The sequence below is a fragment of the Peptacetobacter sp. AB800 genome (genome assembly GCF_047807365.1).
Taxonomy (GTDB): Bacteria; Bacillota; Clostridia; order Peptostreptococcales; family Peptostreptococcaceae; genus Peptacetobacter.
In genome coordinates, this window is the sequence record NZ_JBLOUI010000009.1 from 26,453 (window position 1) to 42,492 (window position 16,040).

The 16,040-nt window shown below is 32.9% G+C and carries 15 protein-coding genes; all 15 read left to right on the plus strand.

Annotated features, from left to right (window positions below):
- Positions 1 to 88 precede the first annotated feature (88 nt).
- The 15 genes from ACK2WN_RS04645 (at position 89) to saoX (ending at position 16,026) form a co-directional block, all read left to right on the plus strand.
- Entirely contained in the window at positions 89 to 1,765 is a 1,677-nt protein-coding gene (locus ACK2WN_RS04645) for a formate--tetrahydrofolate ligase (protein WP_416154950.1), read from the plus strand.
- A gap of 105 nt (positions 1,766 to 1,870) precedes the next feature.
- The gene (locus ACK2WN_RS04650; RefSeq protein ID WP_300528278.1) at positions 1,871 to 2,380 is read left to right on the plus strand and encodes a YcxB family protein; all 510 of its coding nucleotides are present in this window, start codon (positions 1,871 to 1,873) and stop codon (positions 2,378 to 2,380) included.
- A gap of 21 nt (positions 2,381 to 2,401) precedes the next feature.
- Entirely contained in the window at positions 2,402 to 2,920 is a 519-nt protein-coding gene (locus ACK2WN_RS04655) for a hypothetical protein (RefSeq protein WP_118548608.1), read from the plus strand.
- A gap of 188 nt (positions 2,921 to 3,108) precedes the next feature.
- Complete coding sequence (leuA, locus tag ACK2WN_RS04660; RefSeq protein ID WP_329999459.1) at positions 3,109 to 4,794, plus strand: 2-isopropylmalate synthase; 1,686 nt, start codon at positions 3,109 to 3,111, stop codon at positions 4,792 to 4,794.
- A 3-nt stretch (positions 4,795 to 4,797) separates the two neighbouring features.
- A complete protein-coding gene (gene ilvN, locus ACK2WN_RS04665) occupies positions 4,798 to 5,274 on the plus strand; it encodes an acetolactate synthase small subunit (protein ID WP_300528270.1) in 477 nt (158 codons plus the stop codon).
- 91 nt (positions 5,275 to 5,365) lie between these two features.
- Positions 5,366 to 6,382, plus strand: a complete 1,017-nt coding sequence (gene ilvC, locus ACK2WN_RS04670; protein WP_300528268.1) for a ketol-acid reductoisomerase — start codon at positions 5,366 to 5,368, stop codon at positions 6,380 to 6,382.
- Between the two features lie 70 nt (positions 6,383 to 6,452).
- Positions 6,453 to 7,724: a 3-isopropylmalate dehydratase large subunit gene (gene leuC / locus ACK2WN_RS04675; RefSeq protein ID WP_300528266.1), complete on the plus strand. Its 1,272-nt coding sequence runs from the start codon at positions 6,453 to 6,455 to the stop codon at positions 7,722 to 7,724.
- 1 nt (position 7,725) lies between these two features.
- Entirely contained in the window at positions 7,726 to 8,220 is a 495-nt protein-coding gene (gene leuD, locus ACK2WN_RS04680; RefSeq protein WP_300528264.1) for a 3-isopropylmalate dehydratase small subunit, read from the plus strand.
- A gap of 6 nt (positions 8,221 to 8,226) precedes the next feature.
- Positions 8,227 to 9,309 carry a 3-isopropylmalate dehydrogenase gene (gene leuB, locus ACK2WN_RS04685; protein ID WP_416154951.1) on the plus strand — a complete coding sequence of 361 codons (1,083 nt, stop codon included), beginning with the start codon at positions 8,227 to 8,229 and terminating at the stop codon, positions 9,307 to 9,309.
- 9 nt (positions 9,310 to 9,318) lie between these two features.
- Positions 9,319 to 10,983: a dihydroxy-acid dehydratase gene (gene ilvD / locus ACK2WN_RS04690; RefSeq protein WP_416154952.1), complete on the plus strand. Its 1,665-nt coding sequence runs from the start codon at positions 9,319 to 9,321 to the stop codon at positions 10,981 to 10,983.
- A gap of 18 nt (positions 10,984 to 11,001) precedes the next feature.
- Positions 11,002 to 12,687: a biosynthetic-type acetolactate synthase large subunit gene (gene ilvB / locus ACK2WN_RS04695; protein WP_416154953.1), complete on the plus strand. Its 1,686-nt coding sequence runs from the start codon at positions 11,002 to 11,004 to the stop codon at positions 12,685 to 12,687.
- Positions 12,688 to 13,001: 314 nt separating this feature from the next.
- On the plus strand, positions 13,002 to 13,271 hold the full coding sequence (saoT, locus tag ACK2WN_RS04700) for a thioredoxin-like (seleno)protein SaoT (protein WP_242649227.1): 270 nt from the start codon (positions 13,002 to 13,004) through the stop codon (positions 13,269 to 13,271).
- A 16-nt stretch (positions 13,272 to 13,287) separates the two neighbouring features.
- Positions 13,288 to 14,379 (plus strand): efflux transporter SaoE, encoded by a 1,092-nt coding sequence (gene saoE, locus ACK2WN_RS04705; protein ID WP_416154954.1) that lies wholly within the window; start codon positions 13,288 to 13,290, stop codon positions 14,377 to 14,379.
- Positions 14,372 to 14,869, plus strand: coding sequence for a Cys-Cys-COOH (seleno)protein SaoC (saoC, locus tag ACK2WN_RS04710; RefSeq protein WP_006440685.1), 498 nt, complete (start codon positions 14,372 to 14,374; stop codon positions 14,867 to 14,869). The genes saoE and saoC overlap by 8 nt, the downstream gene beginning before the upstream one ends.
- A 62-nt stretch (positions 14,870 to 14,931) precedes the next feature.
- Positions 14,932 to 16,026, plus strand: a complete 1,095-nt coding sequence (gene saoX, locus ACK2WN_RS04715; RefSeq protein WP_416154955.1) for an ABC transporter substrate-binding subunit SaoX — start codon at positions 14,932 to 14,934, stop codon at positions 16,024 to 16,026.
- Positions 16,027 to 16,040: the final 14 nt, after the last annotated feature.

The window sequence follows — 16,040 nt, forward strand, 5'->3', positions numbered from 1 at the left end:
TTCGTGTTTTTGAATATAATCTAATTATAAAGACGTAAAAAAATATTTTTATCTATAAAATCAAAATTATTAGTTGGAGGGAATTAACATGGGATTCAAATCTGATATCGAAATAGCACAGGAAGCTAAACCTTTAGACATAAGAGAGGTTGCTAAAAAAGTTGGTCTTTCAGAAGACGATATAGAACTTTACGGAAAATATAAAGCAAAAGTTGACTACAATTTATTAAAAAAAGATACAGGGAAAAAAGCTAAATTAATACTTGCAACAGCAATAAACCCTACTCCAGCAGGAGAAGGTAAAACAACTACAACAATAGGTGTTGCAGATGCATTCTCAAGATTAGGAAAAAATGCATTAGTTGCTCTTAGAGAACCATCACTAGGACCAGTTTTCGGTATAAAAGGTGGAGCTGCAGGTGGAGGATATGCACAGGTAGTTCCAATGGAAGATATAAACCTTCATTTCACAGGTGACTTCCACGCAATAGGAGCAGCAAACAACTTATTAGCTGCTATGCTTGATAACCACATACATCAGGGAAATGCTCTTAATATAGACACAAGAAGCATAACTTGGAGAAGATGTGTAGACATGAATGACAGACAGCTTAGAAATGTTGTAGACGGATTAGGAAGAAGAGTAGACGGTGTAACAAGAGAAGATGGATTCGATATAACAGTTGCTTCAGAAGTAATGGCTGCTTTCTGTTTAGCAAATGATATAGCTGACTTAAAAGAAAGATTAGGTGACATAATAGTTGCTTATAACTACGATGGAGAACCTGTAACAGCTAGAGAATTAAAAGCTAATGGAGCTATGGCTGCATTATTAAAAGACGCATTAAAACCAAACTTAGTTCAGACATTAGAAGGAACACCAGCATTTGTACATGGTGGACCATTTGCTAATATAGCTCATGGATGTAACTCTGTTATAGCTACAAAAATGGCTATGCATTTCTCAGATTACGTATTAACAGAAGCAGGATTCGGTGCTGACTTAGGTGCTGAAAAATTCATAGATATAAAATGTAGAATGGCTGACTTAAAACCAGATGCTGTTATAATAGTTGCTACAATAAGAGCATTAAAATACAATGGTGGAGTAGCTAAAGAGCAGTTAAATGAAGAAAACTTAGAAGCACTTGAAAAAGGTCTTCCAAACTTATTAAAACACGTAGAAAACATAACTAAAGTATTTGGATTACCAGCAGTTGTTGCTATAAATAGATTCCCAATGGATACAGAAGCTGAGCTTAAATTAGTAGAAGATAAATGTAAAGAATTAGGTGTAAATGTTGCATTATCTGAAGTTTGGGCAAAAGGTGGAGAAGGTGGAATCGAAGTAGCTAAAGAAGTTTTAAGATTAATAGACGAAGAAGAAAATAACTTCCAGTTCTGCTACGAAGAAGACCTATCAATAAAAGAAAAAATAAACGCAATAGCAACAAAAATATACGGAGCTGATGGTGTAGATTTCACTAAAGAAGCTGAAAAAGAAATAGCTAAATTTGAAAGATTAGGATTCAATAAATTACCAATATGTATGGCAAAAACTCAGTACTCATTAACTGATGACCAGACTAAACTTGGTAGACCAGAAGGATTCAGAATAACAGTTAGAGATTTAACTGTATCAGCTGGTGCAGGATTTATAGTAGCTCTTACTGGTGCTATAATGAAAATGCCTGGACTTCCAAAATCTCCAGCTGCAGAAAGAATAGATGTTGATGAAAACGGAGTAATATCAGGACTATTCTAATTTAAAATTTGATTTGTAGATTGTTTAATAGAATCCCCGGATTTTTTTAAATTCGGGGATTTTTTATGTTATAATATACTATACTACGCAAAAAGAGGTGAAAATATGACGATCAAAACTAGAAATGAAATAAGCGAAAAAGATATGATAGAGGTTATGAAATTTGGAATACCAAAATTTTATTCTATAATGAGTTTATTCTTTGGTGTCTTTGGAATAGCTATGGGATTTTACGGAATAAATAAAGGTAAAACTTTTGCAGCAATAGCTTCTATACTTCTTGCAATAGGTATACTTATTTGGAGATTCTATTATCTACCAGTTAAAATGGGTAAACGCCAGTATAGAGCTAAATTACAGGCTCAAGGCGGTAAAGAAATGGTTCAAAATGTAAACTTTTTCAATAACCATGCAGAAATGATAACAAGTGGATCAAAAATGATAAAATTAAAATATGCTGATATGCATATGATGAGAGAAACTAAGGATAAATTAGTAATAATCCTAGGAAATGATGTAGTCATGATAATTAAAAAAGATGGATTTAAAGAGGGAACAGTTCAGGATTTAAAAGATTTACTAATCCCTATAATTAACAATAATGAGGCTAAATAGTAATAGATGGAGGAGTAAAAATTGGCAAAATCAGAAATAATAAAAGCTAGAAATACTAGCTATATAACAAAAGAAGATTATGTAGAATCAGTAAAACTTTCTACAAATAGAAAAATAAAAACAGTAAGTATAATATTGAGTTTAATATTAGTTGTTGTAGGTGGATATGGTGCATTTACAGGAGCTATTGCATACGGACTAGCATTTGCAATATTTGGACTTGTTATGCTTATATGGGAATTATTCATATCTTATAACGTACTTGGATCAAAAAGTTTTAAAAAAGTTGTAGAAGAAAATGGTACTGACAAGATAAAATTAAAAATAGACTTTTATAAAGATCACTTAGTATTAAATAATCAGAATGGATTAAAATCAGAATTAAAATATAGAAAGATACAGAAGATGGGAAGAGGACAGAATGTAGTAGTTTTAGTTTTTAATAAAGATTATGCGGTTACATTTAAAAAAGATGGCTTCACATATGGAGATTTTGAAACTGTAGAAGATTTAATATATGCAGCAAGAGGAATGAAATAGGGGTAATAAGCCTCTATTTTTTTGCCTAAAATGGGAGTTAGATTAATAAACAAATTTGTCAGAAAATTAAAATTTAACAGAAAAAAGTATTGACTAAATTTTCGGAAAAGTATATTATATAAAGCAAGAAAAAGATGTATACAGTATTAGTGCATTATGTATACTTTATGCAAGATGGAGGTGAAGAAATGAATTATAACAAGTATAAAAAATTTGAAACAATAAAACTAAAAGATCGTACTTGGCCGGACAATGAAATAACTAAAGCGCCAATATGGTGTTCTGTTGATTTACGCGATGGAAACCAGTCACTGATTACGCCTATGAATATAGACGAAAAAGTAGAGATGTTTCAGCTATTAGTAAAACTTGGATTTAAAGAAATCGAAGTTGGTTTTCCATCTTCTTCACAGATAGAATATGATTTTTTAAGACTGCTTATTGAGGATAATCTCATACCAGATGATGTAACAGTTCAGGTTCTTACACAGGCAAGAGAACATCTCATAAGAAGAACTTTTGATGCGCTTAAAGGTTTGGATAAGGCCATAGTTCATATATATAATTCAACATCAATACTTCAGAGAAATGTAGTTTTTAATAAAAATAAAGATGAAATAAAAGAAATAGCAGTAGAAGGGACTAAACTTGTAAAAACTCTATCGGAAGAGTTTGACGGCAAGGTAATTCTTGAGTATTCTCCAGAGAGTTTTACAGGAACAGAAGTCGATTATGCACTAGATGTATGCGAGGCAGTTATGGATACATGGGGAGCAGATGAAAATAATAAAGTTATAATAAATCTGCCTTCGACCGTCGAAATGGATACACCTAATGTTTATGCAGATCAGATTGAATGGATGTGCAAAAACTTTTCAAATAGAGATAGAGTCATATTGAGTGTTCATACACATAATGACAGAGGTTGTGGAGTTGCTTCTACTGAATTGGCATTGCTTGCTGGTGCTGATAGAGTGGAAGCAACTTTATTTGGTAATGGAGAAAGAACAGGAAATGTGGATGTTGTAACTCTTGCACTTAATCTTTTCTCACATGGAATTGATCCAAAGCTTGAGCTTTCTGACATGAATAAGATTAAAGAGATTTATGAAAGATGTACAAAGATGGATGTTCCACCAAGACATCCATATGGAGGACAATTAGTATTCACAGCTTTCTCAGGAAGTCACCAGGATGCAATAAATAAAGGAATGCATGCCTATAAAGAAAGAAAATCAGAGATTTGGGAGGTGCCATATCTTCCAATAGATCCAGCAGATTTAAATAGACAGTATGAACCTATTGTAAGAATAAACTCTCAATCTGGAAAAGGTGGAGTATACTTTGTTCTTGATACAATATACGGGTATAATGTTCCAAAACAGTTACGGATTGATTTTTCAAAAATTATACAGAAAATTAGTGAAAAAGAAGGAGAAGTGTCATCAGAAAAAGTATTTGAACATTTTGATGATGAGTATATAAATATAGAAAAACCATATAAGTTAAAAAAATACAAGATATTTGATATCAGTGATGAAAACAATGAGTTTGAAAGAAAGGCTGAGTTAAATGTTGAAGTAAATGGAAAAGTTAAAAATATAGTCGGTTATGGAAATGGTCCTATAGACGCTGTTAAAGATGCGTTTAATAAGAGTGATGATTTTATAGATACAAAACTTCTTGATTACAGTGAGCACGCACTTACATCAGGATCATCAGCAAAGGCAGCTGCTTATATAAAACTTAAACCACTAAAAAATGAAAGTTATGAATTTGGTGTAGGAGTACATCCTAATATAACTACAGCAACAATAATGGCTATGGTTTCAGCAATGAATAGATTATACAAAATATCAGAGAAAGAAGGGTAGGATATGGAAAAACTAGTTTTATCTATACTAGTAAACGATGGAGCAGGTATTCTTACAAGAATTAGTGGATTATTTGCAAGAAGAGGATACAGTATTCTAAGTATATCAGCTGGACCAACAGAGAAAAAAGGTTTATCAAGGCTCACAGTTGTTGCACAGGGAGAAGCACAAATCTTTGAACAGATAGAAAAGCAAGTTAAAAAACTAGAAGATGTCATAGAAGTAAATATACTTAATCCTGAGAAATCTGTTTTAAGAGAACTTGTAATGATAAAAGTAAAAGCTGATCACAGTAAAAGACAGGCTATTTCAGCTGTATCAGATATATTTAGGGCAAAAATAGTAGATGTATCAAAAGAATCTATGACTCTAGAGGTTACAGGTGATAGTTTAAAAATTGATGGACTTATAGAACTTCTTGAAGAATTTGAAATTATGGAAATAGTAAGAACAGGTTTATCAGCGATTAAAAGAGGATAAAGTAAAAACTAAAAAGACAAAATCAAAAGCATAAAAACTAAAAAACTAAAACTAAAAAAGGATAAAAGACTAAAAAAAGGAGATGCTAAAAATGGCAAAAATATATTATTTAGAAGAATGTAATCAGAAATTATTAGAAGGAAAAACAGTAGCAATAATAGGATATGGTTCACAGGGACATGCACATGCACTAAATCTTAGAGATAGCGGTGTTAAAGTAATAGTTGGTCTTTATGAAGGATCTAAATCATGGAAAAAAGCTGAAGAACAGGGATTTGAAGTATATACATCTGCTGAAGCAGCTAAAAAAGCCGATATAGTTATGATACTTATAAATGATGAATTACAGGCAAAACTTTATAAAAATGAAATAGAACCAAATCTTGAAAAAGGAAATATGCTTATGTTTGCCCATGGATTTAATATACATTTTGGACAGATAGTTCCTCCAGAAGGTGTAGATGTTACTATGATAGCACCAAAAGCACCAGGACATACTGTAAGAAGCGAATATTGTGCAGGTAAAGGAACTCCTTGTCTTATAGCTGTTGAACAGGATGCTACAGGAAATGCAAAAGATTTAGCACTTGCATATGGAGCTGCTATAGGTGGAGCAAGAGCAGGACTTCTTGAAACAACATTTAAAACAGAAACAGAAACAGACTTATTTGGAGAACAGGCTGTATTATGTGGTGGTATATGTGCACTAATGCAGGCAGGATATGACACTTTAGTAGAAGCAGGATATGACCCTGAAAATGCATATTTCGAATGTGTGCATGAAATGAAATTAATAGTTGACCTTATATACCAGTCTGGATTTGAAGGAATGAGATACTCAATATCTAACACAGCTGAATACGGAGACTATGTAACTGGTCCTAAAATAATAACAGATGAAACAAAAGCTTCGATGAAAAAAATATTAAAAGATATACAGGATGGAAGCTTTGCAAGAGAATTCCTTCTTGAAATGTCAGAAGCAGGAGGACAGGCTCATTTCAAAGCTATGAGAAAACTTGCTCAGGAACATGATTCTGAAAAAGTAGGAAAAGAAATAAGAAGCCTATACAGTTGGTCAGATGAAGATAAATTAATAAATAACTAATTAGATTATATACATTTCCGGCAGGCATAAAATTATGCTTGCCGAAATTTCCTATAAAGGAGGAAAAACAATGTCTATGACAATGACGCAAAAAATACTAGCAGACCATGCTGGATTAGAAGAAGTAAAGGCAGGGCAGCTTATAGAGGCTAAACTTGATGTGGTTATGGCAAATGATATAACTGGTCCAATGGCACTTCCTATATTTAAACAGATGGCAGAAAAAGTATTTGATAAAAATAAAGTAGTGCTTGTACCAGACCATTTCACTCCAAATAAAGATATAAAATCAGCAGAAAATTCAAAGGCGATAAGAGAATTTTCTCTTTCTCAATGTCTTACACATCATATGGAGCAGGGAAAATGTGGCGTTGAACATGCAATACTTCCTGAAAGAGGTATAGTTGCAGCAGGAGAGTGTATAGTTGGTGCAGATTCACATACATGTACTTATGGTGCGCTTGGAGCATTTTCTACTGGTGTTGGAACGACAGATATAGCAACTGCAATGGCTACTGGTGAGTTATGGTTTAAAGTTCCATCAGCGATAAAATTTGTTCTTAAAGGTAAACTTAATCCTTATGTAGGCGGAAAAGACGTAATACTTCACATAATAGGAATGATAGGGGTAGATGGAGCTCTTTATAAATCTATGGAGTTTGTAGGAGAGGGTGTATCTGAACTTACTATGGACGAAAGATTTACTATATGTAATATGGCAATAGAAGCTGGAGCAAAAAATGGAATATTCCCTGTTGATGAAAAAACAAGAGAGTATCTTGACAATCATACTGACAAAAAATATAAAGAATTCTGTGCGGATGATGATGCGGAGTATGATGATGTAATTGAAATAAATCTTTCTGAGATAGTACCTACAGTAGCATTTCCACATCTTCCTGGAAATGCACATACAATAGATGAAATAAATGAAAATGAAAAAATAATGATAGATCAGGTTGTAATAGGTTCTTGTACAAATGGAAGATTAAGCGACCTTAAAAAAGCCGCAGAAATAATGAAGGGCAAAAAAGTCGCAAATCATGTAAGGGTAATGGTTGTACCAGCGACTCAAAAAATATTTAAAGAGTGTATGAAGGAAGGTATAGCGGATATTTTTATAGATGCAGGATGTGCTTTTAATACTCCAAGCTGTGGTCCTTGCATGGGAGGTCACATGGGAGTTATGGCAAAAGGTGAAAAATGTGTATCTACAACAAATAGAAATTTTGTTGGAAGAATGGGGGACACAGAGTCACTAATATATCTTGCTTCTCCTGAGGTAGCTGCAGCAAGTGCAATATGTGGATACATAGCAGATCCAAGAAAGGTGGCAGAGTAAAATGAAAGCGAATGGAAAAGTTCTTAAATACGGAGATAATGTCGATACTGATGTAATAATACCTGCTAGATACCTTAATTCATTTGATGCGCAGGAACTGGCAAAACACGCTATGGCGGATATAGACCCTACATTTGTAGAAAGAGTTGAAAAAGGGGATATAATGGTAGCTGGTAAAAACTTTGGATGTGGCTCATCTAGAGAACACGCACCTCTAGCACTTAAAACATCTGGAATATCATGTGTAATAGCGGAATCATTTGCAAGAATATTTTACAGAAACTCAATAAACATAGGATTTGCAATACTTGAATGCGAAGAGGCGGCAAAAGATATCGACGAAGGAAATAATGTAGAGATAGATTTTGACAAAGGAATTATATACAACAAAACAAAGGATAAATGTTACAAGGCGCAGGTATTTCCTGAATTTCTTCAAAAAATGATAAAGGAAAACGGGCTTGTAAACTATGTAAATAATAAAAAGGAAGGATAAGATATTATGGAAAGGAAGATTGCTGTTATCAGGGGAGATGGTATAGGTCCGGAAATAGTAGATGGAGCATTAAAAGTAATAGATGCTATTTCTGAAAAGTATGGGCATAAATTTATATATGAAGATGTTCTTATGGGAGGAGCATCTATAAATGTATACGGAAAACCTCTGACAGATGAATTTCTTTCTAAGGCAGCAAGTTGTGATGCAATACTTCTTGGAGCTATAGGTGGAGATGCATCTGTATCGCCATGGTATAAACTGGAATCATTTCTTAGACCAGAAGCTGGACTTTTAAAACTAAGAAAAAGTCTAAACTTATTTGCAAATCTTAGACCATCATATCTTTATGATGAGCTAAAAGATGCCTGTCCATTAAAAGAAGAAATCGTGGAAGATGGCTTTGATATGGTTATTATGAGAGAGTTGACAGGAGGTCTATACTTTGGAGAAAGAGAAACAGTACTGAAAAATGGAGAATATGTAGCACATGATAACCTTGTGTATAGTGAATCGGAAATAAGAAGAATTGCGATAAGAGCATTTGATATAGCAAGAAAAAGGAATAAAAAGGTCACAAGTGTAGACAAAGCAAATGTCATAGATACATCTAGATTATGGAGAAAGGTTGTTGAAGAAGTTTCTAAGGAATATCCTGATGTTGAACTTGAGCACATGCTAGTTGATAATTGTGCAATGCAGCTTATAAAAAATCCAAAACAATTTGACGTAATACTTACAGAGAATATGTTTGGCGATATTTTAAGTGATGAAGCTAGTATGATAACTGGCTCAATAGGTATGCTTTCGAGTGCTTCACTTAGAGATGATAGTTTTGGAATGTATGAACCAAGTCATGGTAGTGCTCCAGATATAGCTGGAAAAGATATAGCGAACCCGATTGCTACAATACTTTCAGCAGCAATGATGCTTAGATATTCATTTGATATGATAGCTGAAGCTAATTCAATTGAAAATGCTGTTAAAAAAGTCCTTGAAGATGGATATAGAACAGTAGATATAATGTCAGAAGGTAAGAAAGAAGTATCTTGTTCAAAAATGAGTGAACTGATAGCTGACAGAATATAGGAGGAAAATATGAAAAGTAATAATGTAAAAAAGGGAGTTGAAAGAGCTCCTCATAGATCTCTTTTTAATGCCCTTGGTATGACAGAAGAGGAACTAAATAGACCGATAATAGGTGTAGTTAATTCATATAATGAAATAGTTCCAGGACATATGAACCTTGACAAAATAGCTGAAGCTGTAAAGAAAGGAATATATATGGCAGGAGGAACTCCTGTTGAAGTTCCTGCAATAGCTGTATGTGACGGAATAGCTATGAACCATACAGGAATGAGATATTCACTTGTTACAAGAGAACTAGTATGTGATAGTACTGAGTGTCTTGCAAGAGCACATCAGTTTGATGGACTTGTAATGATTCCAAACTGTGATAAAAATGTTCCTGGGCTTCTTATGGCAGCAGCAAGATTAGATATACCGACAATATTTGTAAGTGGAGGTCCAATGCTTGCAGGAAGAAAACTTGATGGAAAGAAAACTTGTTTATCAACTCTTTTTGAAGCTGTAGGTGAGTACAACGCAGGGAAAATGAGCCTTGATAAACTAAAAGAATTTGAAGAAAAAGCATGCCCTACATGTGGTTCTTGTTCAGGAATGTATACTGCAAATTCAATGAATTGCTTAACAGAGGCTCTTGGAATGGGACTTAAAGGAAATGGAACAATACCAGCAGTATATAGTGAAAGAATAAGACTTGCAAAACATGCCGGTATGAAAATAATGGAGCTTGTCGAAAAAGATATAAAACCATCGGATATAATGACAGAAAGTGCGTTTAGAAATGCGATGACGGTAGATATGGCTTTAGGATGTTCTACAAATTCTATGCTTCACCTTCCAGCAATAGCATATGAAGCAGGAGTTGATCTTAATCTTGAAATAGCTAATGAAATAAGTCGGAAAACTCCTAACCTTTGTCATCTTGCACCAGCAGGAGATACTTTTATAGAAGATTTAAATGAAGCTGGTGGAGTATATGCAGTAATGAATGAACTAGATAAGCTTGGAGTACTTGATAAAGAATGTATGACAGTTACAGGATTTAATGTAGGAGAAAATATAAAAGGATGCGAAAATCTAGATACAGATATAATCAGACCAGTTGAAAATCCATACAGCAAAACAGGTGGAATAGCTGTATTAAAAGGAAATCTTGCTCCAGATAGCTGTGTTGTAAAAAAATCAGCGGTTGCACCTGAAATGATGAAACATAAAGGTCCTGCAAGGGTATTTGATGGTGAGGAAAGTGCAATAGAAGCAATAAGGGCAGGAAAAATAAAATCTGGTGATGTTGTAGTAATAAGATATGAAGGACCAAAAGGAGGTCCAGGAATGAGAGAAATGCTTTCTCCTACATCAGAAATAGCTGGTATGGGACTTGATAAAGATGTAGCTCTTATAACTGATGGAAGATTTTCAGGAGCTACAAGAGGTGCATCTATAGGACACGTTTCACCTGAGGCAGCTCTTGGTGGAACAATAGCATTTGTAAAAGATGGAGATATGATAGATATAGATATAGAAAACAACAGTATACAGCTTCTAGTTTCAGATGAAGAACTTGAAGAAAGAAGAAAGGATTTTGTACCAAAAGTTCCGAATGTAAGTGGATATTTAAAAAAATATGCTTCAATGGTTACTTCGGCAAATACAGGTGCAGTCCTTAAAGTTAAATAAAAAGGACGGTGAAATATAATGAGGCTTAAAGGAGCAGACATGGTAATGGAATGCCTTTTAGAACAGGGAGTTGACACGGTATTTGGATATCCTGGTGGGGCAATACTTGAAATATACGATAGTTTATATAAATATAAGGATAAAATACAGTCAATACTTACATCACATGAACAAGGGGCATCTCATGCTGCAGACGGATATGCAAGAGCTACTGGAAAAGTAGGTGTATGCATGGCGACAAGTGGACCTGGTGCAACAAATCTTGTAACAGGTATTGCAACTGCACAGATGGATTCAATTCCTATAGTTGCAATAACTGCAAATGTAACACTTCCACTTCTTGGAAGGGATAGTTTTCAAGAAATAGATATTACAGGAATTACAATGCCAATAACAAAGCATAACTTTATAGTAAAAAAAATAGAAGATCTTGCTCCTACAATAAGAAAGGCCTTTAAAATAGCGAGAGAAGGAAGACCAGGTCCTGTACTTGTAGATATAACAAAGGATGTAACAGCAGGATATGGTGAATATGAAAAAGAAGAAATAAATATAACCTTAAATAGAGAAACAAGTTTAGATGACGATAAAAACTATCAAGAAAGTCTTGAAAAGGCAGTTGAACTTATAGAAGAAAGTAAAAAACCATTTATATTTGTTGGAGGAGGAATAAAAGCATCTAATGCAACGGATGAACTCAAAAGATTTGCTGAAATAATAGATGCACCTGTTGCAGATTCTCTTATGGGAAAAGGTGGATTTGACGGAAATAGTGAAAGATATACTGGAATGCTAGGGATGCATGGAACAAAAGCAAGTAATTTAGGTGTATCAAGATGCGATTTGCTTATAGCAATAGGAACTAGATTCAGCGATAGAGTAATTGGCAATGCAAGCACATTTGCATCTAATGCAAATATAATACAGATAGATATAGACGAGGCAGAAATAAATAAAAATATACATGTAGACCTAGGTATAACTGGGGATGCAAAATATATACTAAAAAAACTTAACCTTATGTTGAAAAAACAATGTAACACAGAGTGGATGGAAGAAATAAAAACTCTAAAAAATAAATATCCAATGAAATACAATAAAGATATTCTTACAGGGCCGTATGTAATAGAAAAAATAGAAGAATGTCTGGGTGATGATACAATAATATGTACTGATGTTGGCCAGCATCAGATGTGGGCAGCACAGTATTTCCATTACAAAAAACCAAGACAATTCATAAGTAGTGGAGGTCTTGGGACAATGGGATATGGCTTAGGTGCATCAATAGGTGCAAAATATGGAAATCCAAAGTCAACAGTTGTAAATATAGCAGGAGATGGATGCTTTAGAATGAATATGAATGAGCTGGCAACAGCTTCAAGATATAATGTTCCAATAATACAGGTTATACTTAATAATAAAGTACTTGGTATGGTTCGACAGTGGCAGACATTTTTCTATGAAGGAAGATATTCTGATACAGTCCTTGACGATCAAGTTGATTTTTGTAAAGTTGCAGAAGGACTTGGTTGTAAAGCAGTAAGAGTTACAAAAATGGATGAATTAGAAAAAGCTCTTTTAGAAGCAGATTCATATAACGGTATTTTTGTTATTGAATGTATGATACAGGAAGATGATAAAGTATTTCCTATGGTCGCTCCTGGCAAAAGTCTTAGAGATACTTTTGATCAAGACGATTTATAGAATACTAAATTAGATTTAAAAAAAGAAAAATAATTAATAATATAAATAATATATAAATCAAAGAATTCTTTGAATATTTAAAAATATTTGGAGGATTCTTTTTTTTAGCAATAAATATTCCAATAAAATAATTATTTAAAAAAACTATATCAATAAAATTGTAATAGGAAATATCTATATATATTGAATATAAAAATTACATGAAGTAAAATATTCATGGAAAATTCATAAAAACTATAATCAAAAATAATTAAATAGTAAAAAACTATAGATTTAATTTATTGATTGATGAGTATGAATATCATATAGGAGGTATAAAATTGAGCGAAAAAATACTTGTAGAATTTATAAATACTTGACCAACATGTGATGAACACAGTGTGTTTGTAGAGAGTATGGGGGAAAAATACTCAGACAAAATAGACGTAAAACTTTATAGAGCGGGAAAAGATTTTTCATATATAAGAAAATACGGAATGATTACAAAAGGAACTTTGATAATAAATCAAAAGAAAAAATATGATAGTTTGAATAAAGCTAAAATAGAAAAAGCAATTTTAGATGCAATTGAGGAGAATAATTAAAGAATAGGGGAGAAGAATGGAGATATTAAACGTAATATTTAATGGAGTAAAAGATACTATAGTATCGGCCATAATAACATTAAATGGTGCTTCTGGATGGTTGATAGTAAGCTTTATACTTGCTGGAGTGCTTCACAATGTACTTTCACCAAAAAAATTCCAAAAACATTTAGGAAATAAAAAGTTATCATCTATATTAAAGGCTACTATTTCTGGTATGTTTTTACCAATATGTAGTTGTGGGGTTATACCTTTAGGAATAAGTATGTACTATTCTGGTGCATATCTTGGACCTGTTTTAGCATTTATGACATCGACGCCAATAATAAATCCAATTGCTGTTGTATTATGTTTAGGTCTTTTAGGTCCAAATATAACAATAATATATATAATATCTGGATTTACTATACCGTTTATAGTAGGTATACTTGGAAACACAATTAGTAAAGATGAGGTTTCTATGTATACAGAGGAAGAACAGGTTGAAATGATTGAATTAGAGGAAGAAAAAAGAACCTTCTGGGAAAAGATGAAAGAAGGATTAAAATGGTCTTTTGACGATTTAGCACTTACTGTTAGTAAATATGTAATACTTGGTATGCTTTGTGCAGGATTTATAACAACAGTATTTCCAAGCAGCATAATTCAGAAATATTTAGGAAATCCAGGGATGCTTTCATTATGGAGTGTTTCTGTATTAGCATGTGTAATGTATGTTTGTGCTGTTGGTCATATACCATTTATAGCAGCATTAATTGCAAGTGGTGCAGCACCTGGGATAGCTATAACATTTTTAATAGCTGGTGCAGCAACTAACTTACCAGAACTTATAAGTATAACAAAGGTTATAGGAAAGAGAGCTGTACTTATATATTCTTGTACGCTTGTAATATCTTCTATGATAGTTGGTTATATAACAAATCTTCTATTAGCAGGAGAACAAACAATAGCAAATTTAAATTCTACAGGTACATCAATACAGATTGCAAATAATTTAATGTTAACTATACCTGATTGGTTTAGCTATATATGTACAGTATTAATAATACTTTTAGGGATAAAAGCAATACTACCAAAATTGAAAGAAGGTTTAAAATTACATGCGTAATAAAAAGATAATAATCGGGATAGCGATTGCAATATTAGCTGGTGTTGCCTTAGTTTTATCTAATAATTATGAAGAAAAACAAAAGCAGGAATCAGAAATAGATATACATGGTGGAGCAGTTGCTGAAAAAAAAGCAGATAAAGAACTTATGGATATATTTAAAAAAAATCACGATGAAGAAATAATTACATATGCTCAACAAGATATGAATAATGATGGAAAAGATGATTTACTTGTAATTTACTATGTAAATAAAAATTCAAATCAGATGACAGTTGTAGCGAGTAAAGGTGATGAATATATACTTACAGAGCCAATTCCAGCTCCTATAGATGATCAGCAAATAAGCTTTAAAAATATAGATGACAAGGATGAAATGGAAGTAATAGTTTCAGGATCAAAAAATGGAAATGTTGGCTATGCGATATATAGATTAGAAGGAAATGAAATGATAGACTTATTTGGACAAGATATGGAATCTTGTTGCTAGAATGAGAAATAATGAGCAAAAGCTCTTTATGGAAATAATAATTATATATTTAGGAGGAAAATATGAAATTAGCGAAAAAATTAATGACGCTAGGTCTTGTTGGTGTTATAGGTATGACTGCATTAACAGGATGTGGTAAAAAAGAAGCTAGTACAGAAGGTGGAGATACTAGCAAAAAAATAACAGTAGGTTACTATAACTGTGACCACATGACAGCAGCACCAGTTGCAGAAGCTGCTGGAATATACAAAGAATTAGGACTTAATGTAAAAACAGTAGGTAATGGGAAAGTTCCTGAAGCTATGGCAGCTGGACAGATGGATGCTGGTTACATAGGTACAAGAGGTCTTTGTGGTGCAATACCAAAAGGTTCTCCAATAGTTGTAGGAGCAAATAACCATAAAGGTGGATCAGAATTCTTAATAATGTCAAACAAATACAGTGATCCAAAAGAACTTATAGGTAAAAAAATAGCTACAGATATGTCTGACTTTTTATGGCAGAGTGACTACGGTCCAGAAACAGGACTTCCTGTAGATGCATCTAAGTATGAAATAATAAATATGGATTCAAGTAAAGATGCTTACTTAGCAATGAAAACTGGTAAAATAGATGCTTTTACAGCTTGTGACCCTTGGGGATCAGTTGCAGAATTTGAAGGAACAGGTAAAATAGTAGCATCAACTCAGTATAAAGAAAAAGATGGAACAGAATATAACTGTTGTTCATTCGCCTTAAATACAAACTTTGTAAAAGAAAATCCAGAATTAGCTGAAAAATTAATGCTTGCACATACTAAAGCTATAGAATATATATACACTCATCCAGCTCAGGCAGCAAAAATATTCGCTGAATACTACGATGTTGATGAAGAAGTTGGTATGATGACTATATACAAAAAGACTGTAGGAGAAGGTAGAACTCTTACTTGGGATATAGGTGATGGAACAGCTTATAAAAATAACCTTAAAATGTACAAAGATTTAAATGCATTAGAAGAAATACCTTCATATGAAGAAGTTGTTGATGATTCAATATTAAAATCTTGTGGTGCTGATGATTTTGATACATTTATAAAAGAAAAAGTAGATCCAGTATTCCCACAGGGCATGGATTATGAAACTTGGAAAGAAAAAGCTTTATCAATAAAAGAATAATATAAGCTATAAAA

Coding starts and splice junctions, on each gene's coding strand:
- ACK2WN_RS04645 (WP_416154950.1), top strand. CDS start 89: ATGGGATTCAAATCTGATATCGAAATAGCACAGGAAGCTAAACCTTTA.
- leuB (WP_416154951.1), top strand. CDS start 8,227: ATGGAAAGGAAGATTGCTGTTATCAGGGGAGATGGTATAGGTCCGGAA.
- leuA (WP_329999459.1), top strand. CDS start 3,109: ATGAATTATAACAAGTATAAAAAATTTGAAACAATAAAACTAAAAGAT.
- ilvB (WP_416154953.1), top strand. CDS start 11,002: ATGAGGCTTAAAGGAGCAGACATGGTAATGGAATGCCTTTTAGAACAG.
- ilvC (WP_300528268.1), top strand. CDS start 5,366: ATGGCAAAAATATATTATTTAGAAGAATGTAATCAGAAATTATTAGAA.
- ilvN (WP_300528270.1), top strand. CDS start 4,798: ATGGAAAAACTAGTTTTATCTATACTAGTAAACGATGGAGCAGGTATT.
- saoE (WP_416154954.1), top strand. CDS start 13,288: ATGGAGATATTAAACGTAATATTTAATGGAGTAAAAGATACTATAGTA.
- leuC (WP_300528266.1), top strand. CDS start 6,453: ATGTCTATGACAATGACGCAAAAAATACTAGCAGACCATGCTGGATTA.
- saoX (WP_416154955.1), top strand. CDS start 14,932: ATGAAATTAGCGAAAAAATTAATGACGCTAGGTCTTGTTGGTGTTATA.
- ilvD (WP_416154952.1), top strand. CDS start 9,319: ATGAAAAGTAATAATGTAAAAAAGGGAGTTGAAAGAGCTCCTCATAGA.
- saoC (WP_006440685.1), top strand. CDS start 14,372: ATGCGTAATAAAAAGATAATAATCGGGATAGCGATTGCAATATTAGCT.
- leuD (WP_300528264.1), top strand. CDS start 7,726: ATGAAAGCGAATGGAAAAGTTCTTAAATACGGAGATAATGTCGATACT.
- ACK2WN_RS04650 (WP_300528278.1), top strand. CDS start 1,871: ATGACGATCAAAACTAGAAATGAAATAAGCGAAAAAGATATGATAGAG.